This window comes from Candidatus Protofrankia datiscae, assembly GCF_000177615.2.
GTDB lineage: Bacteria > Actinomycetota > Actinomycetes > Frankiales > Frankiaceae > Protofrankia > Protofrankia coriariae.
Window position 1 is genome coordinate 710831 of sequence record NC_015656.1, and the last position, 25165, is coordinate 735995.

Sequence of the window (25165 nt, forward strand, 5' to 3'; positions counted from 1 at the left end):
AGAGTATATTTCTGATTTCGGATAGCTACTATTCGACAGGTGATCGGTGTTTTCCGCTGTCAGGACGACGAAAACCCCCTACGGGTTCGAGGCCCGTAGGTGGTTTTCGTCGGTGTGACAGCGGTTTTTGCCTACGCTTTCTGGACGGTCAGGCCGTGCTGGTTCGGGGCGACGTCCACGAGGACGTTGTCGCCGTCCCGGATGGTGCCGGTGAGCAGTTCCCGGGCGAGCGGGTCGCCGATCGCGGTCTGGACGAGCCGGCGCAGCGGGCGGGCGCCGAAGACCGGGTCGTAGCCGGCGTCGGCGAGCCAGGAGCGGGCGGCGTCGGTGGCCGTCAGGGTGATCCGCCGGTCGGTCAGCCGGGCGCGCAGCAGGTCGAGCTGGAGATCGACGATGCGGGCCAGGTCGTCCTTGTCGAGCTGGTCGAAGATGAGGATGTCGTCGAGCCGGTTGAGGAACTCGGGCTTGAACGCCTCCCGTACCGCGATCATGACCGAGTCGCGCCGCACCTGCGGGGGCAGGGTCGGGTCGGCGATGAACTGGGAACCGAGGTTGGACGTCAGCACCACGATCGTGCTGCGGAAGTCCACGGTGCGCCCCTGCCCGTCGGTGAGGCGTCCGTCATCGAGGACCTGCAGGAGAATGTCGAAGACGTCGGGGTGCGCCTTCTCCACCTCGTCCAGCAGGATCACGCTGTAGGGGCGGCGCCGGATCGCCTCGGTGAGCTGCCCGCCGGACTCGAAGCCGACGTAACCGGGCGGGGCGCCGATGAGCCGGGCCACCGAGTGCTTCTCGGCGTACTCGCTCATGTCGATGCGAACCACCGCGCGTTCGTCGTCGAACAGGAAGTCCGCGAGCGCCTTGGCCAGCTCCGTCTTGCCCACGCCGGTCGGGCCGAGGAACAGGAACGAGCCGGTCGGCCGGTCGGGATCGGAGATGCCCGCGCGGGCCCGGCGCACCGCGTCGGAGACGGCCCGCACCGCGGCGTGCTGACCGATGACGCGGGCGTGCAGCTCCTCCTCCATGCGCAGCAGCTTGGTGGTCTCCCCCTCCAGCAGCCGGCCGGCGGGAATACCCGTCCAGGACGCGACGACCTCGGCGACGTCGTCGGGGCCGACCTCCTCCTTGAGCATGGCGCTGCCGGGCTCGCCCGCGCCGGGCAGCGCGTCGGTGGCCGCGGCGAGCCGCTTCTCCAACGTCGGGATCGTGCCGTAGCACAGCTCACCGGCCTTGGCCAGGTCGAGATCGCGTTCGGCGAGGTCGAGGGCGCGCCGGGCGTTCTCCAGCTCCTCCTTGGCCTTCTGCACCTCGGCGATGGAACTCTTTTCACGCTGCCAGCGGGCGGTCAGGCTGGACAGCTCCTCCCGTTTCTCGGCGAGCTCGCGCCGCAGCCGCTCACGGCGCTCCTTGGACGCGCTGTCGCTCTCCTTGGACAGCGCCATGTCCTCGATCTCGATGCGCCGGACGGCGCGCTCGAGCTCGTCGATCGCCACCGGCCGGCTGTCGATCTCCATCCGGAGTCGGGACGCGGCCTCGTCCACCAGGTCGATGGCCTTGTCGGGCAGGAACCGCCCGCTGACATATCGGTCGGACAGGGTGGCGGCGGCGACGAGCGCGGCGTCGGTGATCCGGACACCGTGGTGCACCTCGTAGCGTTCCTTCAGCCCGCGCAGGATACCGATGGTGTCCTCGGCCGACGGCTCGCCGACCAGCACCGGCTGGAAGCGGCGTTCGAGCGCTGGGTCCTTCTCGATGCGGGTGCGGTACTCGTTCAGGGTGGTGGCGCCGATCATGCGCAGCTCGCCGCGGGCGAGCATGGGCTTGAGCATGTTGCCGGCGTCCATCGCGCCTTCGGCGGCACCCGCGCCGACGACCGTGTGCAGCTCGTCGATGAAGGTGATCAGCCGGCCCTCGGCGGAGCGGATCTCGTTGAGGACGGCCCGCAGCCGCTCCTCGAACTCGCCCCGCAGCTTCGAGCCGGCCACCATCGAACCGAGGTCGAGCGAGACGATGCGCCGGCCGCGCAGGGACTCCGGCACGTCACCGGCGACGACCCGCAGGGCGAGCCCCTCGACGATCGCGGTCTTGCCGACGCCGGGTTCGCCGATGAGGACCGGGTTGTTCTTCGTCCGCCGGGACAGGACCTGTACGACACGGCGGATCTTGGCGTCGCGTCCGATGACCGGGTCGAGCTTGCCGGCGCGGGCCTGCTCGGTGAGGTCCACGGAGTACTTGTCCAGCGCGCGGTAGGAGCCCTCGGGATCGCGGCTGGTCACCCGGTGAACGCCGCCGCGCACGATGTCGAACGCGCCGCGCAGGGCCTCCGAGCTCGCCCCGAACTCGGTGAGCACCCGGGACGCCTCGCCGCCCTCCTCCGCGAGCGCGACCAGCAGGTGCTCGACCGAGGTGTACTCGTCGCCGAGCCGGTTCGCCTGCCGCTCGGCGTTGTCCAGGACGGTGATGAGCTGCCGGGACAGCTGCGGCGGGGCGACGGACGCGCCGGTCGCGTGCGGCAGCCGGCTGACCGCTGCCTCGGCGCGGGCGCGCACCTGGGGGACAGGCGCGTCGACGGCCTCGAGCAGGTCCACCGCGACCCCGCCGGTCTGGCTCAGGACGGCGACCAGCAGATGCAGGGGGTCGACGAGGGGTGAGCCGTCACCGGTGGCGCGGCTGACGGCGGAGGACAGGGCTTCCTGCGAGCGAGCGGTGAGGCGGTCAGCGTTCATCGGAATCCTAAGATGATCGTTTTGGTCGTACCATCTTCATAACGCTCAGAATAGTTGAGTCGTTCCCGCTTAGGTTTGCGTGATGCGAAGCTTCGCGACGCGGCGTTCCCAGGCATTGCCGCCTCCTGGAGCCCGCTGGTGACAGGGCCGTCGAGCGTGGGGCGTGGCAACCGGCCGCCCCACGCTCAGCGGCCCTGGCCAGGGCCCGGGCCCACGCCGTCCGCGTCGTTTGCTCCGGCCGCTCCCGCTCGCCACTCGGCGGCCTCGCCGCGGATCGTCGACGGCGCGCCGTTCGGTGAAACCGATAGCCGACGAAGAACCGGTGCTCGACGAAGGAGGACGAAGGAATCAGTACCCGACGAGCCAACGCTCATGGCTGCCGACCCGGTCTAGCGGCGGGAGCCGGGCCGCCAGAGCACTATCGCGCTGCGGTCGACGGGCACCAGGTCGCGCCGGTGGCTGCGATGTGCCTCGGCGACCCGGCGCTCGGCTTCGGCGCGGACCGCCGCCAACTCCTCGGTCAGCTGCCGGACCTGCGCCTGCAACATCATTACCTGGCCGCCCAGCTCCAGGATCCGTCGGATGCCCTGGAGGTTGACGCCCTCCTCCTGGGACAGCCGCTGCACCTCGCGCAGCAGCGCGACGTCCCGCACGGAGTACCGTCGCCCGCGTCCGGACGTGCGGCCGGGAGTGACCAGGCCGAGACGGTCATAGGCCCGCAGCGTCTGGGGGTGCATGCCGGCGAGCTGCGCGGCAATGGAGATCACGTATACGGGTGTGTCGTCGTCGTGGGCAGGGCTCGGGCGGGGCGCCGACGGCGCCCCGGACGGGCCGGCCGGGGCGCCGTCGGCCCTCGGCGGCCCCGGGGACGGCGACGCCGGCGGGTCGGCGGTACGGCTCGGTCGTGACTTCATGACCGGCCCTCCATCTGTTCCATCAGTGTTGTGCGGGGATCCTCGGGATGGGCGTGGGCGAACTCCTGCAGCGCCGTCCGCGCCTTCGCGGAGAGATCCGTCGGTTTCGGCACCGTGACGTCAACGGTCACGATGAGATCGCCGTGACCGCCGCCGCTACGCGGCACTCCACGACTACGTACCCGCAGACGACGTCCACTCGACGTGCCGGGCGGGATCTTCACCGTCAGCGGGGCACCGTCGATCGTCGGAACCTTCACCGAGGCGCCCAGGGCGGCCTCCACGAAGGTCACCGGCAGGACGATCGTCAGGTTCTGCCCCTCGCGGTCGAACACCGGATGGGCCAGTACGTGGACGGTGACCTCCAGATCGCCTGCCTGGCCGCCGCGTTCACCCGGCGATCCGCGTCCGCGTACCCGCAGCCGCTGACCGTCGGCGACCCCCGGTGGGATGCGGATCCGCTGTTCGCGTTCGCGCCGGCCGCTGCCCCGGCAGTCCGGGCAGGGCGAATCGATCACCGTTCCCTTGCCGAGGCAGTCCCGACAGGGTTCGGAGAGCGCGAAGCCTCCCTGTGACCGCGACACCACACCCAGCCCCCGGCAGGTCGTGCACGTCCGCGGTGTGGTGCCCGGCCGGGCACCGTTGCCCCCGCAGGTCAGGCAGGTCGCGGCGCCGGGCAGGCGGACCGTCGCCTCCAGACCGGAGAGGGCCTTCTCGAACGAGATCGTGACCTCGGCCGTGATGTCGGCGCCACGGCGTGGCCCGCGGCCGCCCGGTGACCGCTGGAACAGGTTGTCGAAGAGCCCGCCCAGCCCGCCCGGGGCCGTGCCGGCGCCCGCCCCGCCCAGCAGGTCGTCGAGGTTGAACGCGGTGGATCCGCCATGGTAACCGGGCCCACCGGGCCCGAACCCGCCCGGCTGGAAGCCGTAGCCACCAGCCTGGCCGCCGGGGACGCCACCCGCGGCGAACAGGGCCCGGGCCTCGTCGTACTCCCGCCGCCGGGTCTCGTCCGAGAGCACGTCGTACGCCTCGGAGACCTCCTTGAACCGGGCCTCCGCCTTGGGATCGCCGGGGTTCTTGTCCGGGTGCAGCTCAAGCGCGAGGCGGCGGTACGCCTTCTTGATGTCGGCTGCCGAAGCGTCCTTGGGCACGCCGAGAGCGGCGTAGTAGTCCTTTTCGACCATGTCGCGAACACTCACGGCGCCCCTCCTTCCGTCATCATGTCGTCTACCGACGCCCGATGTGGACGCTGTTCAGCAAGAACCGCGATGGCATTGACTACTCGGCGGCTACTCGGCGGCTTCTGCCGAGCCGCCGCCGGCTTCCGGCGCAGCCCCGGCGGCCGTGCCGTCGGCGCCCTGACCGGCGTCGGGGTCTTCCGCCGCCGGTTCGGCGACCGCGACCTGCGCCGGCCGCAGCACGCGGCCAGCGTGCCGGTAGCCGGCCCGGAAGATGTCCACGCAGGTCGGCCTGGTCACCTCGGCCGAGTAGGTGTGCATGAGCGCATCGTGGACGAGCGGGTCGAACTCGTCCCCGCGGGCGCCGAACCGCTCGAGCCCGGCGGTCTCAAGGGTGGCTTCCAGCGACTCCGCCACCGCCTTGAACGGGCCCTCCAGATCGCCGTGGTCGCGGGTGCGGCCGATGTCGTCGAGGGTCGGCAGCAGCGCCAGGAGCAGCCTGCCGGCCGCCTGCTCGGCCAGGGCCTGCCGGTCACGCTCGACACGACGCCGGTAGTTGTCGAATTCGGCCTTGAGGCGTTGCAGGTCACTGGTGCGCTCGGCGACCTGCTGGCGCAGCGACGCCACCTGCTCGGCCTCCCCGGCCGGCGGCCCCCCGGCCGGGGACGTGACGGTGTCCCCGGCCGGGGAGGCGGTCTGCGTTCGCGCGGCCTCCACCCGGACCTGCCCGCTCTGTGGGTCTATGCGGCGCTTGTCCCGGACGATCACTGGCTCGTCCGGCGCGGGGGCGCCCTGCGTCCAGTCGTTGGGGGCCGAGGTCACTTCTTGTCCTCCTCGTCCACTATCTCGGCGTCCACCACGTCGTCGTCCGCGCTCGCGCCGGCGGCGCCGCCGGGGTTGCCGGCCGAGCCCTGCGCGTCCGCGTAGAGCGACTGGCCCATGACGGAGCTGGCCTTGGCGAGTTCGGTCGTGGCGTCACGGATGGCCGCGATGTCGGTGCCGCCGACCGCCGCCCGCAGCGCGGACAGCTTCTCCTCCACGTCGGCCCTGACCGTGGCGTCGATCTTGTCGCCGTTCTCGGCCAGGAACCGCTCGGTGGAGTACACCAGGGTCTCGCCCTGGTTGCGGGTCTCGGCCTCCTCGCGGCGCTTGCGGTCCTCCTCGGCGTACTGCTCGGCGTCGCGGACCATCTTCTCGATGTCGTCCTTGGGCAGCGCCGAACCACCCGTGATGGTCATCGACTGTTCCTTGCCGGTGCCGAGATCCTTGGCCGAGACGTGGACGATGCCGTTGGCGTCGATGTCGAAGGTGACCTCGATCTGCGGGACGCCGCGGGGCGCCGGCGGCAGGCCGGTGAGCTCGAACATGCCGAGCTTCTTGTTGTAGGCGGCCATCTCGCGCTCGCCCTGGAAGACCTGGATCTGCACGGACGGCTGGCTGTCCTCGGCGGTGGTGAAGATCTCCGAGCGTTTGGTCGGGATGGTGGTGTTGCGCTCGATGAGCTTGGTCATGATCCCGCCCTTGGTCTCGATGCCCAGGGACAGCGGGGTGACGTCGAGCAGCAGGACGTCCTTGACCTCACCCTTGAGGACACCGGCCTGCAGGGAGGCGCCGACGGCGACGACCTCGTCGGGGTTGACGCCCTTGTTCGGCTCCTTGCCGCCGGTGAGCTCACGGACCAGGTCGACCACGGCCGGCATCCGGGTGGAGCCGCCGACGAGCACGACGTGGTCGATGTCGCTGACCTTGACCCCGGCGTCCTTGACGGCCTGCTGGAAGGGGTGCTTGCAGCGGTCGATGAGGTCCTGGGTCATCCGCTGGAGCTCGGAGCGGGTCAGGGTGATGTCGAGGTGCAGCGGGCCCTCGGCCGAGGCGGTGATGTAGGGCAGGTTGATGCTGGTCTGGGTGGACTGCGACAGTTCGATCTTGGCTTTCTCGGCGGCCTCGCGCAGCCGCTGCAGGGCCATCTTGTCCTTGCCCAGGTCGACGCCGTGCTGACCGTTGAAGGTCTTGATCAGATGGTCGGTGATGCGCTGGTCCCAGTCGTCACCGCCGAGGTGGGTGTCCCCGGAGGTCGACTTGACCTCGACGACGCCGTCGCCGATCTCCAGCAGGGACACGTCGAAGGTGCCACCACCGAGGTCGAAGACCAGGATCGTCTGCTCCTTCTCGCCCTTGTCCAGTCCGTAGGCGAGGGCAGCGGCGGTGGGCTCGTTGACGATCCGCAGGACGTTCAGCCCGGCGATGGTGCCGGCTTCGGTGGTGGCCTGGCGCTGCGCGTCGTCGAAGTAGGCGGGCACGGTGATGACCGCGTCGGTCACGGTGTCGCCGAGGTAGGACTCGGCGTCCCGCTTGAGCTTCTGCAGGATGAACGCGCTGATCTGCTGGGGGGTGAAGTCCTTGCTGTCGATCTTTATCTTCCAGTCGGTGCCCATGTGGCGCTTGACCGACCGGATGGTCCGCTCGACGTTGGTGACCGCCTGCCGCTTCGCGACCTCGCCGACCAGGACCTCGCCGTTCTTGGCGAAGGCGACGACGGATGGAGTCGTTCGCGAGCCCTCGGCATTGGCGATCACCGTGGGTTCGCCGCCCTCGAGCACGCTCACGACGGAGTTCGTGGTGCCGAGGTCGATGCCGACCGCTCGTGCCATGTCTGTGCGCCTTTCGAATCAGGATGGATCCGGCTCCACCGGCTCCGTCGGGATGCCGGGTGGGCCGCTCATGTGGTAGTTGAGCCGTGCTGGCTCAGGATCCAACAATAACTCTCCTGCCGTCAAACCTGAGCCTCTTCTGCTCATGTTTTTTGCGATGGCCTTTGCGATAGTCGGACGGCTCTGGTGCGCCGCGTCATCACGGGCACGGTTCGGGCGCGACTGGATGCGCGGGGCGCACGACCGGCGCGACCGGCACGACCGGCACGACCGGCGCACGACTGAGGCCGGCGGGATGTCCGCCGGCCTCAGGTTGCTTCAGGATTTTTGTGTGTGCTTTCAGGTGTTATGTCCTGTTTGACCGTGGTTCTGCTGGTCTGCGCCCCGTTCAGGCGCTGGACGGTCCGGCGGGGCCGTGTGGCGGTCGGCCCGGTCCGTCGGCAGAGCTGTCGACGTCCAGGTCCGCGCTGGTGCCGCCGTCGTTCGCGACGTCGCCCGCCGGGCGGCTCGCGGCCGGCCGCAGCGGGCGGACCGCGGCCAGTATGCGCCCCCGCCGTCGTCCCGTCGACGGGTCGTCCGCGGCACCGAGCGCGGGTCTACCGGCCGGGCCGGCCGAGCCGGTGAGTTCGTTGATGAGGTCGTCGCTGTCACCGTCACCGCTGTCACCGTTGTCGCCGGTACGCGCTCCCGGGATGCCGGACCGCCCACCCGGCTCGGCGAGCCGGGCGAGATCGTTCTCGATCCGGGTGAGCCGGTCGAGCATGTCGGTCGCGTTCCCGCCGCGTTCCAGGATGGTGCGCAGCGCGTCCATCAGGGTCAGCCACTGGTCGCGGTCCAGGGTGACGTGATCGGCGAGCTGGTTGGCCGTGGCGGGCGGGAACAGCCGCTGGGCGACGGCGACCACCTTCGTCACCTCGGCCGGGTTGAGCCGGTCCGGCCGTCCGCGGACATAGGAGACGAGGTCCTTCAGGCTGATCAGGGTCACCCCGTCGATCGCCCCGTCGCTCCACAGGACACCCGCCTCAACCATGATCAGAATTGGCCGGACCGGCACTTTGAGCATCGGCAGGGCGTCGCGGGTCTGGTTGCGGACCTCTTCCCCGAGCCACTTGGTCAGGTCGAGCGGCTTCTTCAGGGACTGCCCGTCGACCTTCGCACCGTCCTTGGAGTAACGGACCGTCCCGGGGGAGGCGTCGCTTTTCATCACCATGACGCCGCCCGGCCCGACCAGCAGGTGCCCGATGCTCGCCTCGGAGTGAGCCACCCGACGGTCGTGCATCACCACGTAGCCATACCGACGTAGCCTGTTGACGATACGTGCCGTCTTGCGCTCGGATTCGGCGCCTTCGCGCAGCGCCTCGATCTCGGGCACCGGATCGAACGAACGACCGATCACGACCAGCGGCCAGCCGAGCTGGACCACCAGGTACGCCGTCACCGCGACGGACACGGGCAGCCGCAGGCCCGAGGCGACCAGCACGGCGAACACCACCGCGATGGGGAAGGCCCGTAGCGCGGCCCGGGGCACGGTGTAGGCAAGCCGCTCCCGGCGCATCTGCGCCTGCTGCTCCCGGGCTCGCCGGTAGGCCACCTCCAGGGAGTGGCCGGGACGGTCGCGGGTGTGGTCGCGCAGCGGGCTGCTGCTCCTGATCGGGCTCTTGGTCGTGCTCGCCATCATGTCCACCGTGGATCGTGAGGTCGTGGTCCGGAATCTGAGTCATCAGCGGTCGTCGCCGTGCCGGCGCGGCAGAGCGCAGACATGTTACGGGCTGCACTGATGGTGCAACCGGAGCACGTCCTCGGACAAGGGAATCCCGAAACCGGTCCAAATTTTCCAGGGCGGGTGAGACGTTGATCCCAACTTTATCTTAGACGATCATGCCTGGCTCGATCCTGGTCGGCGGTGCCGGTCGGCGCTGTCCGGGCCCTCGCGCCGGCCGTGTCCGACCGGCGATCGGCTGCGCCTAGCCGGTGCGAAGAGGAAGGTGAAGGCGCAAAGGGGTGAAATGGCCCGTCGCGGATCCCGGCGGTGCCGGCGGCGGTGGGCTGGTTCGGCGTGCAAGTTACCAATGGGTAGCGATACGCTCCCACCGTCGGTAGAAGACTGGAGGACGTGTGAGACTCGCTATCGGCGGCGTGATCGTCGTTGTCGCCCTCGCGGTGGCCGGACGCCGGTTCTACTGGCTGTTCAGGCTAATCCGCCAGGGACAGCCCGCTGCTGGCCGGCTCGACGGGGCAGGCCAGCGGCTGTGGAGTGAGATCAGCGAGGTCGGCGCCCAGCGGAAGCTGCTGACCTGGACGGCCCCCGGGCTCGCGCACGCCTTCACCTTCTGGGGATTCACGATCCTCATGCTGACCGTCATCGAGGCGTTCGGCGCGCTGTTCGACCACGACTTCCACATCCCGCTGTTCGGCCACTGGGCCGCCATCGGTTTCATCGAGGACTTTTTCACAGTCGCGGTCCTCGCGGGGCTGCTGGCCTTCACGATCATCCGGCTGCGCAACGCGCCCGCCCGACTCGAGCGCAGGTCGCGGTTCTACGGGTCGCACACCGGCCCGGCCTGGGTCATCCTCGGGATGATCACTGCGGTGATGGTCACGCTCCTGATCCTGCGCGGCGCCCAGTTCAACGCCGGCACACACCCGCAGGGCGACACGAGGTGGGCGTTCGCCTCCTACCTGGTCAGCCGGCCGCTCGACGTCTTCTCCACCGAGGCCAACGAGCACATCGAGACGGTCTTCCTGCTGCTCAACATCGCCGTCATCATGGGCTTCCTGGTGCTGATCGCCTACTCCAAGCACCTGCACATCTTCCTGGCGCCGATCAACGTCATCCTCAAGCGTGAGCCCAAGGCGCTGGGCCCGCTGGGCAGCACCCCGGACATCGAGAGCCTCATGGAGGCCGACGATCCGATCGTCGGCGTCGGCAAGGTTGAGGACTTCTCCTGGAAGGCGATGCTCGACTTCTCCACCTGCACCGAGTGCGGACGCTGCCAGAGCCAGTGCCCGGCCTGGAACACCGGCAAGCCGCTGTCGCCGAAGCTTCTGATCATGGATCTTCGTGACCACCTGTTCGCCAAGGCGCCGTACCTGCTCGCCGCCAACGGGGCCGCTGACGGGGAGGACGCGTCGAAGGCGGTCACCGGTGTCTCCGAGGACGCGTCGGGCGGGCATGCCGTCCACCACGTCCCCGAGTCCGGGTTCGGACGGGTTCCCGAGCCCGGCCAGGCGCAGGTCGACCGTCCGCTGGTCGGGACCGAGGACGAGGGCGGGGTCATCGACCCCGACGTGCTGTGGTCGTGCACCAACTGCGGCGCGTGCGTGGAGCAGTGCCCGGTCGACATCGAGCACGTCGACCACATCGTCGACATGCGCCGTTACCAGGTGATGATCGAATCGTCGTTCCCCAGCGAGGCCGGGGTGATGCTGCGCAACCTGGAGAACAACGGCAACCCGTGGGGCGTCTCGCCCCGGATCCGCACCGAGTGGGCCGAGGACCTGCCGTTCGAGGTCCGCGTGCTCGACGAGGGCGAGCCCATCCCGGACGACGTGGAGTACCTGTACTGGGTCGGTTGCGCCGGCGCCATCGAGGACCGGGCCAAGAAGGTCTCCCGTGCCTTCGCCGAGCTGCTGCACACCGCGGGTGTCTCCTTCGCCATCCTCGGTTCCGGCGAGACCTGCACCGGTGACCCCGCCCGCCGGCTCGGCAACGAGTACCTCTTCCAGGAGCTGGCCAAGGCCAACATCGAGGTCCTCAACGCCGCGGGCGCCAAGAAGATCGTCGCCACCTGCCCGCACTGCTTCAACAGCCTGGCCAACGAGTACCCGGCGCTCGGCGGCGCGTACGAGGTCATCCACCACACCCAGTTGCTCGGCCGGCTCGTCGACGAGGGCAAGCTCGTCCCCGTCCAGCCGGTGGACTCCTCGGTCACCTACCACGACCCCTGCTTCCTCGGCCGGCACAACGAGGTCTACACCCCGCCCCGGGAGATCCTCGGCAGCATCCCCGGTATCCGCAGCCAGGAGATGCACCGCTGCAAGGAGCGCGGCTTCTGCTGCGGCGCCGGCGGCGCCCGGATGTGGATGGAGGAGAAGATCGGCAAGCGGGTCAACGTCGAGCGGGTGGACGAGGCGCTCGCCCTCGACCCGGACATCGTCTCCACCGCCTGCCCGTTCTGCATCGTCATGCTCACCGACGCCGTCACCGAGAAGAAGCAGTCCGGCGGGGCGAAGGAGAGCGTCGAGGTGCTCGACGTCTCCCAGCTGCTGGCCCGCTCGCTGGCCGCACCGGCCGGCGTCGACGCCTCCTGACAGGGTCCTGTAGGGGCCCTGCCAGGGCCCTGTAGGTAGGGAACCGCTGTAGCGACGACGGTTTCCACCTACGGCCTTCGCGCCTGTAGGTGGAAACCGTCGTGGGAGTGGCGGTTTCTACCTACGAGGGCAGGCGCTGGCTGGGCGGACGAGCCTCCGTAGCCGGTGCGCGGCGGGCCGTGCCCCCAGCCGGGGCCAGTTCAGGAAGGCTTCGGCCTCCAGCATGGCCAGCGCGATGCGCGGCAGGTTCCGGTTCGCCGGGAAACAGACGTAGCGGGGCGACCAGGCCGGCCGGAACTTCGCGTTGAACCGGTAGAGGCTGTCGATCTGGAACCAGCGGGAGAGGAAGACCAGCAGGCTCCGGAAACAACGGGTGACCGGGCCCGCGCCAAGCCGCTGCCCGCGTTCCAGCGCGGCCCGGAAGAAGGCGAAGTTCAGCGACAGACGCTCCACCCCGAGCCCGGCCGCGGCCCGTACCGCCGAGACGATCAGGAAGTCGTTCAGCCCGTTGTCGGCGGTACGGTCACGCACCATCAGGTCCAGCGACAGGCCCCGGTGCCCCCACGGGACGAAGTGCAGCAGCGCGCGCAGCCGCGGCTCGCAGCCCCCTTCACCGCCCGCCGAGTCGTCCCCGCCACGGTCGAAGGCCATCAGGACGACGCAGTCGCCGTCGGCGGGCGCGCCGATCCGGCCGAGCGCCATGGAGAAGCCGCGTTCGGTCTCGGTGCCGCGCCATGCCTCGGCCTGCGCCCGCAGCCGGGCCCGTTCCTCGGCGGGCAGGTCGCGCATCCGCAGGGCCCGACAGGTGTAGCCGGCCCGTTCGACCCGGCCGACGGCCTGCCGGACGTTGCGCATGTCACGGCCGTCGAGGGTGAAGGCCGCCACGTCGATGACGGCTTCGTCGCCGAATTCCAGCACGGACAGGCCGGCACGCTCCCACGCCTTGCCGCCCGTCTCGGAACATCCGATCACCGCTGGTATCCAGGCGTGTTCGGCGGCGATCCGCAGGAACTCCCGGATCGCACCCGGCCACGCCTCGTTGTCGCCGAGCGGGTCGCCGCTGGCGAGCATCACCCCGGACACCACCCGGTAGGGGACACAGGCCTTGCGCGTCGCCGACCAGACGACGGTCTTGTCGGCGCGCAGGGCGAAGTAGCCCAGCGAGTCGGCGTCACCGTGGCAGGCCAGCAGCGCGCGCATGCCGGCGATGTCGTCGTCGGACAGCTTCGGCCGCGGCCGCGGCGGCCGCAGCACGAGGTACACGACAGCGCTGATCGTGAGCAGGCCCATGGACAGCAGCGTCCGGGTGACAAGGTCCGAGACCCGTTCGGAGGAGAAACGCAGCGGTCCGTGGATGCCGACCAGGCCGTCCACGACGTGCGCGAACTGGACGGACAACGGGTGCGGCCCGAGCAGCCGCCCACCGCCCACCTGCAGCAGCAGCATGCCGATCGTGACCGAGGCGGCGGCAAGGGTCGTCCCGACCCGCAGTGCCCGCCAGCGGGTGCTCGGATCCCCCTTGGCCTGGAACTGCCCGCGGGCCAGCAGCAGGCCGCCGACGAGTACGGCGGAGGCGGCCGCCTCCTCGTAGTCGAGGCCCTTGACCACGTGCAGGACGACGCTCGCCGTGAGCAGCGCCACCACTCCGTGCCAGGCGCGGCGCTTGCGCCGGCGCAGACCGCGCGCCAGGAGCAGCAGCAGGAGCCCGACCACAACCGTGAACGCCGCGGCCTGCCGGGAGATCGATCCGGGCAGGATCTGCCGGATCAGGTCGAGGCGGCTCCGCCAGCCGGGCGTCACCGCGGAGACGATGTCGATGAGCCCCGCGACGAACACCAGGGCGGCGGCCACGGGCGGCACCCATGGGCGGTTCCACGCCGGTAGCGCGGACCGGGCGGCCCGCGTCGGTGACACCGGGTGCGCGGACGTCTCAGATGCCGACGCCGCGGGTGTCGACGTCTCGGATGCCGATACTGAAGGTGATGCCGGTGCTGCGGGTGCCGACGCCGCGGGTGTCGGTGTTCTGGGTGTCGACGTTCGGGGGAGAGCGGTCCCAGGGGCTGGCGTCCCGGAGATCGTGCCGATGCCGTCGCCGTGCCCGTTGGCCTTGGCCCGGCTGGTCTTCGGGGGACGGCTTCCACGGCTGACCGTTGTCACGGACGCTGGCTCTCCTTTTCTTCCCTTTGCTCAGCCCGTTTTCCGGCCCGACGGGGTGCCGGCCGTGCGTGGGACGTTACCCCGGCCGGTCCGCGGTCAGGCAGGGGCGTTGCGGGTAATAGGACGGTCACAGGTGCCCTCGGGAGGAGGGGATGGATGCTCGGACTACCCGAACAGATCAAGGCGTGTCTGTTCGACCTGGACGGTGTGTTGACCCCGACGGCCGCCGTCCACGCCGCGGCCTGGAAGGAGATGTTCGACGCCTTCCTCGAACAGCGGGCCCGGCACGGAGGTGACCCGTTCGTCCCGTTCAGCGTCCATGACGACTACCCCGCCTACGTGGACGGCAGGCCGCGGGCGGACGGTGTCCGGTCGTTCCTCGCCTCCCGGCGCATCGGGCTGCCCGTGGGCAGCCCGGCGGATCCGCCGACGGCGCAGACCGTGCACGGGCTGGGGAAGCGCAAGAACGAGATCGTGACGGCCAGGCTGCGCCAGGGCGGGATCGCCGCGTACCCGGGATCCGTGCGGTATCTGCGCGCGCTGGCGGACGCCGGGGTCGGACGCGCGGTCGTGTCGTCGAGCGCGAACTGCGCGCAGGTCCTCACCGCGGCCGGCATCGACGGGCTGCTGCCCGTCCGGATCGACGCCGCGGTCGCGGCGCGTGAGCGGCTGGCGGGCAAGCCGGCGCCGGACACCTATCTTGCCGCGGCCCGTAAGCTGCGTGCCGAGCCCTGGCAGTCGGCGGTGTTCGAGGACGCGCTCGCCGGGGTCGAGGCCGGGCGGGCCGGTGGTTTCGGTTTCGTGGTCGGCGTCGACCGGGTCGGGCACGCCGACGCCCTGCTCACGCACGGGGCGGACATCACCATCCCCGATCTGGCCGTCCTGCTCGAGCCGGGCGAACAGCCGGGCGCACATGGCCGCGCCGACCGTGCCGGCCGCGCGACGGCGGATGACGGGAGCCTTTCATGAGCGGAAGCGTGTCGTGATCGGTAACATATCGTGATCGGTGACGTGTCATTCCCGGTCGAGCCGTGGCATCTGCGTGAGTGCGGTCTCGACCCGAAGCTGCTGGCCCGGTCGGAGTCGCTGTTCGCCCTGTCCAACGGCCATGTCGGCCTGCGGGCGAACCTGGACGAGGGCGAGCCGCACGTCCTGCCCGGCACCTATCTGAACTCGGTGCACGAGCTGCGTCCGCTGCCGTACGCCGAAGCCGGCTACGGGTATCCGGAGTCCGGCCAGACGGTCATCAACGTCACCAACGGCAAGCTCATCCGCCTGCTGGTGGACGACGAGCCCTTCGACGTCCGCTACGGGGATCTGCGGGCCCACGAACGGGTGCTGGACTTTCGCGCGGGCGTGCTGCGGCGCACGGCCGAGTGGGTGTCGCCGGCCGGCCAGGCGATCAAAGTGTCGACGGTGCGCCTGGTGTCCTTCGTCCAGCGGGCCATGGCGGCGATCTGCTACGAGGTCGAGCCGCTGGACGCCCCGGCGCGGCTGGTGATCCAGTCCGAGTTGGTCGCCAACGAGCAGATACCGCCGCAGAGCGTGGACCCGCGGGCGGCCGCCGTGCTGGAGGCGCCGTTGCAGGCGGAGTGGAACGGCAGTCACGGTACGTACGCGGAGCTGGTGCACCAGACCCGGCGCAGCGGCCTGCGGGTCGCCGCCGCGATGGACCATGTGATCGACCCGCTGCCCGGGCTGGGGGTCACCGCCGAGAGCGACGAGGACTCCTGCCGGATCACCGTGACGGCCGTGCTGGACGCCGGCAGCACGCTGCGCATGGTCAAGTTCATCGCCTACGGCTGGTCGGAGCAGCGTTCCCTGCCGGCGCTGCGGGACCAGGCCGCCGCCGCGCTGACCGCGGCCCGGCAGACCGGCTGGGCGGGCATGCTCGCCGAGCAGCGGGCCTACCTCGACGACTTCTGGGCGCGGGCCGACGTCGAGGTCGACGGCGACGCCGAGGTGCAGCAGGCCGTTCGGTTCGCCCTGTTCCACGTGCTGCAGGCCGGCGCGCGGGCCGAGCGCCGGTCGATCCCGGCCAAGGGGCTGACCGGCACCGGCTACGACGGGCACGCCTTCTGGGACACCGAGAGCTACGTCCTGCCGATGCTCACCTACACCGCCCCGCACGCGGCGGCGGACGCCCTGCGGTGGCGGCAGGCCACCCTGCCGATGGCCCGGGAGCGGGCCCGCACGCTCGGCTTCTCCGGCGCGGCGTTCCCCTGGCGGACGATCCACGGCGAGGAGTGCTCGGGATACTGGCCGGCGGGCACGGCGGCGTTCCACATCAACGCCGACATCGCGGACGCGGTCGTCCGCTACGTCCGCGCGACCGGGGACGACGGCTTCGAGCGCGACGTCGGCCTGGAACTGCTCGTCGACACCGCCCGGCTGTGGCGTTCCCTAGGCCACCACGACCTCGACGGCGACTTCAACATCGACGGCGTGACCGGCCCGGACGAGTACAGCGCCGTCGCGGACAACAACGTCTACACGAACCTGATGGCGCAGCAGAACCTGGTCGAGGCGGCGAACGCCGTCCGGCGGCATCCGGACAAGGCGCGCGAACTCGGCGTGGACGCGGAGGAGACCGCGTCCTGGCGCGACGCCGCCGAGGACATGTACATCCCGTTCGACGAGAAGCTGGGCGTGCATCCGCAGTCGGAGGGGTTCACCCGGCACCAGGTGTGGAACTTCGAGCGCACCCGCCCCGACCAGTACCCGATGCTGCTGCACTTCCCGTACTTCGACCTGTACCGCAAGCAGGTCGTCAAACAGGCCGATCTGGTGCTGGCGATGGTGCGCAGGGGGGACGCGTTCACCGAGGAGCAGAAGGCTCGCAACTTCGCCTACTACGAGGCCCTGACCGTCCGCGACTCGTCGTTGTCGGCGTGCTACCAGGCGGTGATGGCCGCCGAGGTCGGCCACCTCGGGCTCGCCCACGACTACCTGCGCGAGGCCGCGCTGACGGATCTGCGCGACCTGTCGAACCGGGCCGTGGACGGCCTGCACATCGCCTCGCTCGCCGGGAGCTGGATCGCGTTGGTCAAGGGGTTCGGCGGGTTGCGCGACACCGGGGAGACGCCGTCGTTCGCGCCCCGGCTGCCGGAGGGGATCAGCCGGCTGGCGTTCACGCTGTCCCGGCGGGGCCGGCGGCTGCGGGTCGAGGTCACCGACGCCGTCGCGTCCTACGTGCTGCTGCGCGGCGACCCGACCGTCATCGTCCACCACGGCGAACAGGTGCGGGTGACGACGAAGGAGCCGGTGAGCCGTCCGGTGCCGCCGTCGCCCACCTGGCCGGCTCCCGGCCAGCCGTTCGGACAGGAGCCGGTGCGCTTCCGCCCGAACCTGTGAGGCGACCGCCGCGCCCACGTGGACGCGCCGGTGCCGCCATGCCCGTGCGACCGCTGCGCCCACGTGGATGTCACCGGGTGTGGTCGTGGTTGTGGTCGTCCGAGGAGACGGTGGCGCGGGTGAAGTCGCGGTAGGCGCGAGACGGTGTGGGACCGCGCTGGCCCTGGTAACGCGAGCCGTAGACAGCCGAGCCGTAGGGATGCGTCGCAGGCGAGGAGAGCCGGAACAGGCACAGTTGGCCGATCTTCATACCCGGCCAGATCTTGATGGGCAGAGTGGCCACGTTCGACAGCTCGAGCGTGACGTGGCCGGAGAAACCCGGGTCGATGAAACCCGCGGTCGAGTGTGTGAGCAGGCCGAGGCGGCCGAGGCTGGACTTGCCCTCCAACCGGCCGGCGAGATCGTCCGGCAGGGTGACGATCTCGAGGGTCGAGCCGAGGACGAACTCCCCGGGATGCAGGACGAACGGCTCGTCGACGTCCGGCGCGACAAGCTCGGTCAGGTCCTCCTGCTCGATGGCGGGGTCGATGTGGCTGTACCGGTGGTTCTGGAACACCCGGAACCACCGGTCGAGCCGCAGGTCGATACTGCTGGGCTGGACGAGAAGCGGATCGTACGGTTCCAGGCGGACGCGTCCCGCGGCGATCTCAGCTCGGATATCCCGGTCAGACAGCAGCACGTCCCAGCACGCTACCGTCCGCCGGCCTTGTCGCGGTCGTCAGCCGGGAGCATTCCTTCGTCCTTCGCCCGGTCGTCGCGGCTACGGGCAGGGATTGGTCGCATCGGTCGTCGAGCAGATGAGGTGGTTGTCGAGCAGCCATTGGATGGGCAGCGCGTCGGTGACCGGGTCGAGGACCGGAGCCCCCGGGATGAGGGCGCTGACCACCTCGTACTGCTGTCCGTAGCCGGGCTGGTCGAACCACGGACGGATGGTTCCGCTGTAGACGGAGAACGTCTGCAGCACCCGGTAGTCGTGGTAGTTGCAGCTACCCGGGTCCGTCACGGAGTCCAGGTTGGACGGCGGGATGGCCCGGGCCGCGTATTTCGTCCCCTCCGGGGAGGCGAAGTTGCCGCTGGTGCCCCCGAAGCGGTCGAACTCCAGCCCCGGGGTCAGCGATGTCACCGCCCTCCTGGGGGTACCGTCCGGGTTGATCAGGTATCCGGATTGCGGCGGATACTGCCAGCCGCCCTGGCCGGACCGGGCGGACGGGTCCCACCAGGTGTCCAGGAACTGCTGGACCGGCTCCCCGCCGGTCCGCTGGTAGTGGGACAGTTCCTGGCCCACCTCGCCGGTGACCGGCAGTTTTCGGGGTCCCAGCCGCGAGTCGTCCCGGAAGTCGGCCTCCGAACATTCGCCCAGCGACCGGTGCCCACCCGTCGGATCACTGGTCGTCGAGTCATCGGTCGTCGCACCGACGGTGATCGTGGCGCCGTCGGTGGTGGAGGCGGGCGCGGCCGAGGCGGATGTGGCGTCGGCGAAGGCGGCACCGGCAAGGAGCAGGGCTCCAGCCGTCAACGAGATCATGCTCTTGCGAAACTGCACGTATTCCTCCCGGAGGTGTGCTCTGAGTAGCACATCGATCTGGGAGAGTAGTAAAAGATCTGCTCACGGACATGGATCGCGTTCTCCGGGCGGATATACCGTGTGTCGTCCGCCCTGTAGCGACACGCGCCTCCGGCTGACGCCGGTTGGGTCCCACCGCACCTCGCCCACGCGAGCCTGTAGGATGCTGAAGGCAGCGCGCGGGCGTAGTTCAGAGGCAGAACACGAGCTTCCCAAGCTTGCAACGCGGGTTCGATTCCCGTCGCCCGCTCCACTTGGGGTCAGCTATGTCAGCCGGGGGCTGACCTGGGCGTTTCGCAATATCTGCCGGGGGATCGAATCCCCCGAACCCCCTACGGTTTTCGGTGGTTGGGCGGGTTGTGCCCGCTACGTGCCCGCTGGGGTTGGCGTGCCCTGGGACCGTCTGGCTGTCAGTCGGCTGTTGCCTGCCAGGGGTCTATGAGGTCGATGCCGGTGTGGGCGAAGTCCTTGGTGTTGCGGGTGGCGAGGTCGGCGGAGTGTGAGCGGCAGATGGCCGCGATCTGGGCGTCGGCCATGGCGATGGGCAGGCCCTGCTGCTCGCGGCCCACGACTATGTCCGCGTAGTGGGCCGCCGCGTCGTCATCGAAGGGCAGTACACGGCCGGTGAAACCCGCCTCGACGGCACGCTGTAGTCGGTCGGTCAGGTCGGTACGGCGTCTCCCCTCAGGCAGCCGGGCGACGCCGTACCGCAGTTCGGCCATGGTCACCGCGGTCAGGTAGATCTCGTCGGCGGGCTGGCTGTCGATCCAGGCAACGACCCCTGGATCGGCCCGGGCGCGCATCAACTCCGAGACGACGTTCGTGTCCAGCGCGATCATGAGGAGAGGTCTGCCGCCCTCGGTGGCTCCGTGCGTGGCGGCAGCGCAAGCTCCACGTCCTCATCGAGGTCCGCGAAGTACTGGTGGATCTGGCTGCCCAGCCCGCGTCGCGGGGCCGGCCCGGTCAGAGCGGCCCGGAGGATCGCTCGGGCCTCCGCCTCCATGGATCGGCCGTTGTGCGCCGCGCGGACCCGCAGCCGCGCCTTCACCTCGTCATCCAGATCTCTGATCGTCAACGTCGCCATGACCCGCCCCCCCTTCCAGCCACTCTTTCCGACGATCCAATGCTAGCACTGCATGCATTGCAAGCTGGGTGTGCGGAATCCGCGCCAGATCCGGCTGACGTCGCGGACAAGCCTGGAGGCTGCTCGCATTCGATCCGAACCTACTGTGGGAAAGTGGGAAGAAGACCGTGGATACGGGGAAAAAGTGCTGCTAGAGTCCGTATCCGCTGACCGCGACTTGCTGTCGTCCCGGACCATAGGCGCTGCGGGCAGAGTCCACGTCATGAGACTTCCGTAACCATCCGGCACAGGCTGGGACGTGTGCTGTCGTCGCTGACAGCACGGTCCCGGCCACGAGGAACGATCCGACCATCTCGACCCGCATGACTGTCGATCACGCTGTCGGAGCTGGACCGCGTGATCGACAGATCGTCTGGGCCGGGTAGTTCGGCGCGCCCTCCTCGTGGTTGCTCCGGGCGTCTCGTGACGGGCCAGCGCATGCCCCGGCGCGCCGCTCCGCACAGGAGCCGCTCTCCACAGGATCACAGGAAAGGACACGATGCCGCGAAACGTCCTGATCACTGGTGGCTCCAGTGGTGTGGGTCTGGCCACCGTGACACGGTTCGCTCGTAATGGTGACAATGTGTGGTTCACCTACCACTCCCGGCGGGACGTCGCCGAGTCGGTTGCGTCGGACCTGCGCACGACTGACGGCGCCCGGATACGCGCCTTCGAGTTCAGGCAGGGGGAGCGGGACAGCCATGACGCTCTGCTGGCAGCGCTTCCCGGTCCTGTGGACGTGCTCGTCAACAACGCCGCCGTGGGCACGCGGAGCATCGACCGGTATATCCAGGACCCACGCGACCGAGACGAGGCGTTCCTGCGGATCAACAGCATCGGCCCGCTGTGGCTGATCCGGCGCCTCCTGCCGGGCATGCTGGAGCGCGGCTACGGGAAGATCGTCAATATTTGCAGCGTCGGCGGCGGGGTGGCGCAGTTCCCGGGGTTCGACGTCGTGGACGGCATGAGCAAAGCGGCGCTCGCCTACCTGACCCGCCATCTCGCGGCGGAGACGGCGCATTCTCCGGTCGATGTCATGGCGGTGTGCCCGGGGGCGGTCGACACGCCCATGCTGCGGGAGAGCACGCTCGACCGGCTGGCGCCGCAGGCCCGGCTCGACTTCGAGGCGAATCTGCCGAAGGGCAGGCTGATCCGGCCGGAGGAGATCGCGGAGCTGGTGTGGTGGTTGTGCGGCAACGGATCCGGCGTGCTGCACGGGGCGGTCGTGGACGCGTCGATGGGCCTGGGAGTACGTCCCGGCCTGCTTGCCGAGCACTCCGCGGAATCCGACCGGGTGTGTGGCGGCCGTCCGGGGGGTCGCTGATGGTGTCGAGGCGCGCGGCGGCGCTGGCCGCCCAGCCGCCGGCGATCGCCGCGGCGCACTTCCGGGCGGAGGCGCATCCGTACCATCCCCGGCTGCGCCCGGGCGGATACATCAATCTCGGTACGGCGGAGAACCGACTGGTGTGGGACCTGCTGGCACCCCGGCTGACCGGCCCGCGTCCACTGAGCGCCGCGGACACCCACTACGCCCCGCTGCACGGCACCGACGCCTTCCGGGAACAGCTCGCTCGTTTCCTCGGCGGAGTCTGCCGGACGGAGGTGGACCCGGAACACCTTGTCGTGGTCAGCGGGGTGACGAGCGCTCTGGACGTCATCGCCTCCGTCCTGTGCGATCCGGGGGAGGCGATCGTCGTGCCCGCTCCCTACTACGGGGCTTTCGACGTCGACCTGGTCGGGCGTTCCGGCGCCCGCCTGCTGCCCGTGCCCCTGAGCGCTGGCAGGAACTTCCAGGTGACGGCCTCGGAGATAGGCCACGCGCTGACCCGTGCTCGCGAGCGGGGTGTCACCGTCCGTGCCGTGGCACTGGCCTCACCGGGGAACCCGGTCGGTCACGTCCACCCGCCGCAGGTCCTCCGGGAGATCGCCGAGGTCGCCGGTCAGCACGGGGTGGACGTCATCGTGGACGAGATCTACGCCAACTCGGTCTTCGGCGGGGCGCCGTTCGTCAGCTTCCTCGATCCCGAGGTGAGGAGGGCCGGGACCGGACGGGTCCACATCGTGTGGGGATTCGCGAAGGACTTCGGACTACCCGGCTTCAAGATCGGCGTTCTGTGCAGTCCCGATCCCGAGGTCTGTGCCGCGGCCCGGGCACTCGCCTACTTCGCCGCGACCTCGACCGACACCCAGGCAGTTCTGCGGGATGTGCTCGCCGACCGGGCATGGGTCGCTCGTTTCCTCGCGGAGAGTCGTCGACGGCTTGCCCTTTCCTATGCCTCGTCGGTCGAGCTCCTCACCGCCGCGGGTGTTCCCTTCGTGCCGGTGGGAGCGGGGTTTTCGCTGTGGGTCGACCTGGGGGCGTGGCTGACCGCCCCCACCTTCGCGGCCGAACACGCCCTGTGGGAAAGAATTCTTGAACAGGCCTGTGTCAACGTCCTGCCGGGCCAGCTCTTCGCCAGCCCGGATCCCGGATGGTTCCGGATCTGCTATGCCACCGACCTGGCCGTGGTAACGGAGGGCATCAGCCGTGTTGTTCGGCTCCTTGGCGCGTCCGAGCCGCGGGGTGACGAAAGAGCCGCTGTCTCCTCCCGTCCGGTCGGTGCTACACGGTACGAAAGCATCGAGGACTGACGATGGAGAAGAAACCGAGCAGGCCGAGAGTGGCTCAACCGATGGTAACTAGTCAGGTAGTTTTTGATCTTGAGTTAGCTGATCGCGGGCATCCAGGGACGGCCCTCGGCAAGTTGGACGAGAGCGTCGAACAGGCTGATGCCGTGTTTGGTGGCGGTGGACAGGTAGCTGCGGATCGCGCAGAACTGGCGGGCGCCGGTGAGCGTGCGTAGGCAGCCGGATACCTTCTGCCGTAGTTTGATCATGCGGATGTCGCGTTCGGAGCCGTTGTTGTCCGCGGGAACCCGCCAGTCGCGGGTGAACCGAAGGTAGTCGGCTTCGCGGTCGACGAGCCGGCAGGCCAGGGCATGGCGGGCGGCCATGAGTTTCGTGCCGCGCGGCGAGGTCTGGCTGATCCCGATGTGAGCGGCGTGGCGCAGCTGCCGGGTCTGGGTGGCCGGTGCCTGCTCGTCGATGGTGACGCCGGTAGTGGCGGCGTCGACGGCGAGGCGGTGCAGGGCGACGAGCGCGTCGCCTGCCTGGGCGGCCCAGCACCAGGTTCCCGTCGGGGCCGCGTCGACGACGGCCTGTAGTTCGCGCAGCACGTGAGCGACGCACAGCTGGTGGGTGGCGCCGGTGTAGCTGTCGTAGGGGGCCCAGGCGTCGTGGACCACCACCCCACCGAAGGCGGGAAGCACCCCGAGGGCGTCGATCCCGCCGCTGCCGCGGGTGGCATGGCAGTCGATCAGCGTGTACTTGTCGGTGCGGGCGCAGTGCACCCAGTGCAGTTTCCCGGCGACCCGCAGCCCCGTCTCATCGGCCCCGATCACGTCGGCGGCGGCCAGCAGACCCCGGACGGTGTCACGGAAGCCGTCGAGTCCGGCGGCGGCACGGGCGGTCATCGCACCGACCGTGCCCGCCGAGATCGGGATCCCAACCAGCTCGGCCAGCGCGGTCGCGGTCCGCTCCTGCGACAGGAACTGACCGGAATACAGGTAGACCACCGCCGCGGCCACCCGCGGCCCGTACTGCACCGGCGCGTCCACCCCGGCCGGTGCCGCCGCCTTCGTCCGCGTCCCGCAGCCGCACTCCCGCTCGATGAGCTGATGTTCGACCACATGCGGACGTAGTTCGGGCAGGTCGAACACCTGCCGCCGTTCGGTCCGGGTCACAGGCCGGCCCGCAAGCCCCGCCCCGCACCCCGCACACGGCCCCGGCTCATGCCGCAGGCGCACATCAGGCTCAGCGAGCATCCGCAGCGTCGATCCCGGATGCCCGCCCTGCCCACCGGGCCTGCGGCCGGTCTTCTTCCGCAGCGACTTCGGTGGCGGTTTCGCCAGCCCGTCCGAACTCGGTGGCTTCGCCGAGTTCCGCGAGTTCTTCGCGACCTGAGCTTCCAGCTCGGCGATCCGCACCCGCGCCTGTTCCAACGCCGCAGCGGTCTCGACCAGCTGCGCCCGCAGACTCACCACCAGCGCCGCGAGCTCGTCATACGACGGCACCGGCGGCGACGCGGGCGGACCATCCGACACACCCGGACCCTACGGCCCGATCAACCACACAGCACCAACGACCCGGGCCTTCAGGCCATCGAGGAGTCCCAGCCAGCCGGGAAACCAAAAACAAACGATCTACCAGACCTGACCAGTTACAACCGATGAACGACTGGTACAGCTCGGCGGGAGTCCGCGGTGGGAGTCGGCGGACATTCCACCGGGACATGGAGGAAGGGCGGGTGTTCTTTCCCTCCGAGCTGGTTCCTTATCTTGCCCACGAAGCCGTCCGTGTTCTCCCAGCCGCCCTGACACGGGAACTCGCCGTGCGTCACCTGTACCAGTTTCTGCTGTCGGCAACGCACCTGGAGACCAGGATCGTCAACCGTGGGGCGGAGCGGATCGCCGGGAACCGGGTGGGCTTCGACCTGCCTCGTTCGTGTCGTCTGGACGCCTACAAAATATATTGTGACGAGGGGTATCACTCGCTGTACAGTCTCGATCTGGCCGACCAGATCGCCACCGCCACGGGGATCCCGATACCCCGGTGGGACTATGGCGGGTTCGTCGAACGTCTCGAGGAGACCGGGCGCGCCATCCTCCCCGGTGAGCCGGTGCTCGCTCATCTGCTGCAGGTGATCGTGTTCGAGACGCTGATAACCGCGGTCCTCAACGAGGTCCCCAACGAGGTCCCCAACGATCCCACGGTCGTCACCGCGGTCCGGGAGGTGACCCGCGACCATGCCCGTGACGAGGGACACCACCACCGCTTCTTCGTCGCCTTCTTCCACCTTCTGTGGACGCATCTGGAACTCTCGCTCCGAACACGTGTGGCGCACGCCATCCCACCTCTGATCAGGGCATGTCTCGTCTGGGACACCACACCGGTCCGCTCCTCTCTCCTGCTCGCAGGCCTCGACGAGCCCACCGCCGACACCGTGCTCCAGGACGTCTACGGGGGTGCTGCCGCGACCCGACGAATCCGCGAGGTCGCCCAGGCCACCCGGCGGATGTGCGAATCCGCCGGCGTCCTCGATCTTCCTGGAGCGAGGGAGACCTTCGCCGCCCACGGCATCGAGTGAGG

Annotated in this window: 18 protein-coding genes and 1 tRNA gene; 7 read left to right on the forward strand and 12 right to left on the reverse strand. The window is 69.7% G+C overall.

Going from position 1 to position 25165, the window contains the following annotated elements:
• Positions 1 to 131: 131 nt before the first annotated feature.
• From clpB to FSYMDG_RS03050, 6 genes are all read right to left on the reverse strand, one after another.
• Positions 132 to 2726 (reverse strand): ATP-dependent chaperone ClpB, encoded by a 2595-nt coding sequence (gene clpB, locus FSYMDG_RS03025; protein ID WP_013872127.1) that lies wholly within the window; start codon positions 2724 to 2726, stop codon positions 132 to 134.
• 389 nt (positions 2727 to 3115) lie between these two features.
• A complete protein-coding gene (locus FSYMDG_RS03030; protein WP_013872128.1) occupies positions 3116 to 3640 on the reverse strand; it encodes a heat shock protein transcriptional repressor HspR in 525 nt (174 codons plus the stop codon).
• A complete protein-coding gene (locus FSYMDG_RS03035; RefSeq protein ID WP_013872129.1) occupies positions 3637 to 4839 on the reverse strand; it encodes a DnaJ C-terminal domain-containing protein in 1203 nt (400 codons plus the stop codon). The genes FSYMDG_RS03030 and FSYMDG_RS03035 overlap by 4 nt, the downstream gene beginning before the upstream one ends.
• Positions 4840 to 4929: 90 nt before the next feature.
• The gene (grpE, locus tag FSYMDG_RS03040) at positions 4930 to 5640 is read right to left on the reverse strand and encodes a nucleotide exchange factor GrpE (RefSeq protein WP_013872130.1); all 711 of its coding nucleotides are present in this window, start codon (positions 5638 to 5640) and stop codon (positions 4930 to 4932) included.
• Positions 5637 to 7469 carry a molecular chaperone DnaK gene (gene dnaK, locus FSYMDG_RS03045; RefSeq protein WP_013872131.1) on the reverse strand — a complete coding sequence of 611 codons (1833 nt, stop codon included), beginning with the start codon at positions 7467 to 7469 and terminating at the stop codon, positions 5637 to 5639. Before dnaK ends, grpE begins: the two co-directional genes overlap by 4 nt.
• A 388-nt stretch (positions 7470 to 7857) precedes the next feature.
• Positions 7858 to 9147, reverse strand: coding sequence for a nuclease-related domain-containing protein (locus tag FSYMDG_RS03050; RefSeq protein ID WP_131773819.1), 1290 nt, complete (start codon positions 9145 to 9147; stop codon positions 7858 to 7860).
• 437 nt (positions 9148 to 9584) lie between these two features.
• Here FSYMDG_RS03050 and FSYMDG_RS03055 point away from each other — a divergent pair, with 437 nt between their 5' ends.
• Positions 9585 to 11780: a heterodisulfide reductase-related iron-sulfur binding cluster gene (locus FSYMDG_RS03055; protein WP_013872134.1), complete on the forward strand. Its 2196-nt coding sequence runs from the start codon at positions 9585 to 9587 to the stop codon at positions 11778 to 11780.
• Between the two features lie 117 nt (positions 11781 to 11897).
• Here the strand turns inward: FSYMDG_RS03055 and FSYMDG_RS03060 are convergent, their stop codons facing one another.
• A complete protein-coding gene (locus FSYMDG_RS03060) occupies positions 11898 to 13640 on the reverse strand; it encodes a phosphatidylglycerol lysyltransferase domain-containing protein (RefSeq protein ID WP_013872135.1) in 1743 nt (580 codons plus the stop codon).
• 453 nt (positions 13641 to 14093) lie between these two features.
• Between FSYMDG_RS03060 and FSYMDG_RS03065 the strand changes: the two genes are divergently transcribed.
• Both FSYMDG_RS03065 and FSYMDG_RS03070 read left to right on the forward strand, forming a co-directional pair.
• Entirely contained in the window at positions 14094 to 14906 is an 813-nt protein-coding gene (locus FSYMDG_RS03065; protein ID WP_013872136.1) for an HAD family hydrolase, read from the forward strand.
• A 30-nt stretch (positions 14907 to 14936) separates the two neighbouring features.
• Entirely contained in the window at positions 14937 to 17291 is a 2355-nt protein-coding gene (locus FSYMDG_RS03070) for a glycoside hydrolase family 65 protein (RefSeq protein ID WP_013872137.1), read from the forward strand.
• Positions 17292 to 17361: 70 nt separating this feature from the next.
• On the opposite strand, the gene dcd is transcribed toward FSYMDG_RS03070, so the two are convergent.
• Together dcd and FSYMDG_RS03080 are read right to left on the reverse strand one after the other, a co-directional pair.
• Entirely contained in the window at positions 17362 to 17970 is a 609-nt protein-coding gene (gene dcd / locus FSYMDG_RS03075; RefSeq protein WP_013872138.1) for a dCTP deaminase, read from the reverse strand.
• Between the two features lie 81 nt (positions 17971 to 18051).
• Positions 18052 to 18834, reverse strand: coding sequence for a TNT domain-containing protein (locus tag FSYMDG_RS03080; RefSeq protein WP_013872139.1), 783 nt, complete (start codon positions 18832 to 18834; stop codon positions 18052 to 18054).
• Positions 18835 to 19034: 200 nt separating this feature from the next.
• On the opposite strand from FSYMDG_RS03080, the gene FSYMDG_RS03085 reads away from it, so the two are divergent.
• Positions 19035 to 19108 (forward strand) — tRNA-Gly (locus tag FSYMDG_RS03085).
• A 157-nt stretch (positions 19109 to 19265) separates the two neighbouring features.
• Here FSYMDG_RS03085 and FSYMDG_RS03090 read toward each other — a convergent pair.
• Positions 19266 to 19694 (reverse strand): type II toxin-antitoxin system VapC family toxin, encoded by a 429-nt coding sequence (locus tag FSYMDG_RS03090; RefSeq protein WP_013872140.1) that lies wholly within the window; start codon positions 19692 to 19694, stop codon positions 19266 to 19268.
• Positions 19691 to 19939: a FitA-like ribbon-helix-helix domain-containing protein gene (locus FSYMDG_RS03095; protein WP_013872141.1), complete on the reverse strand. Its 249-nt coding sequence runs from the start codon at positions 19937 to 19939 to the stop codon at positions 19691 to 19693. Before FSYMDG_RS03095 ends, FSYMDG_RS03090 begins: the two co-directional genes overlap by 4 nt.
• 538 nt (positions 19940 to 20477) lie before the next feature.
• Between FSYMDG_RS03095 and FSYMDG_RS03100 the strand changes: the two genes are divergently transcribed.
• Entirely contained in the window at positions 20478 to 21302 is an 825-nt protein-coding gene (locus FSYMDG_RS03100) for an SDR family NAD(P)-dependent oxidoreductase (protein ID WP_013872142.1), read from the forward strand.
• The gene (locus FSYMDG_RS03105; RefSeq protein WP_013872143.1) at positions 21302 to 22609 is read left to right on the forward strand and encodes an aminotransferase class I/II-fold pyridoxal phosphate-dependent enzyme; all 1308 of its coding nucleotides are present in this window, start codon (positions 21302 to 21304) and stop codon (positions 22607 to 22609) included. Before FSYMDG_RS03100 ends, FSYMDG_RS03105 begins: the two co-directional genes overlap by 1 nt.
• Before the next feature lie 74 nt (positions 22610 to 22683).
• Here FSYMDG_RS03105 and tnpC read toward each other — a convergent pair whose 3' ends face one another.
• A complete protein-coding gene (gene tnpC / locus FSYMDG_RS03110; RefSeq protein ID WP_013871651.1) occupies positions 22684 to 24120 on the reverse strand; it encodes an IS66 family transposase in 1437 nt (478 codons plus the stop codon).
• A 125-nt stretch (positions 24121 to 24245) separates the two neighbouring features.
• Here tnpC and FSYMDG_RS03115 point away from each other — a divergent pair, with 125 nt between their 5' ends.
• Complete coding sequence (locus FSYMDG_RS03115) at positions 24246 to 25163, forward strand: diiron oxygenase (protein WP_131772089.1); 918 nt, start codon at positions 24246 to 24248, stop codon at positions 25161 to 25163.
• The last annotated feature ends 2 nt before the right edge of the window (positions 25164 to 25165 follow it).

Bases quoted from the DNA above. Each gene is read 5' to 3' on its own strand.
- clpB (WP_013872127.1), bottom strand. From the start codon at position 2,726: ATGAACGCTGACCGCCTCACCGCTCGCTCGCAGGAAGCCCTGTCCTCC.
- FSYMDG_RS03030 (WP_013872128.1), bottom strand. From the start codon at position 3,640: ATGAAGTCACGACCGAGCCGTACCGCCGACCCGCCGGCGTCGCCGTCC.
- dnaK (WP_013872131.1), bottom strand. From the start codon at position 7,469: ATGGCACGAGCGGTCGGCATCGACCTCGGCACCACGAACTCCGTCGTG.
- FSYMDG_RS03050 (WP_131773819.1), bottom strand. From the start codon at position 9,147: ATGATGGCGAGCACGACCAAGAGCCCGATCAGGAGCAGCAGCCCGCTG.
- FSYMDG_RS03065 (WP_013872136.1), top strand. From the start codon at position 14,094: ATGCTCGGACTACCCGAACAGATCAAGGCGTGTCTGTTCGACCTGGAC.
- FSYMDG_RS03090 (WP_013872140.1), bottom strand. From the start codon at position 19,694: ATGATCGCGCTGGACACGAACGTCGTCTCGGAGTTGATGCGCGCCCGG.
- FSYMDG_RS03095 (WP_013872141.1), bottom strand. From the start codon at position 19,939: ATGGCGACGTTGACGATCAGAGATCTGGATGACGAGGTGAAGGCGCGG.
- FSYMDG_RS03100 (WP_013872142.1), top strand. From the start codon at position 20,478: ATGCCGCGAAACGTCCTGATCACTGGTGGCTCCAGTGGTGTGGGTCTG.
- FSYMDG_RS03105 (WP_013872143.1), top strand. From the start codon at position 21,302: ATGGTGTCGAGGCGCGCGGCGGCGCTGGCCGCCCAGCCGCCGGCGATC.
- FSYMDG_RS03115 (WP_131772089.1), top strand. From the start codon at position 24,246: ATGAACGACTGGTACAGCTCGGCGGGAGTCCGCGGTGGGAGTCGGCGG.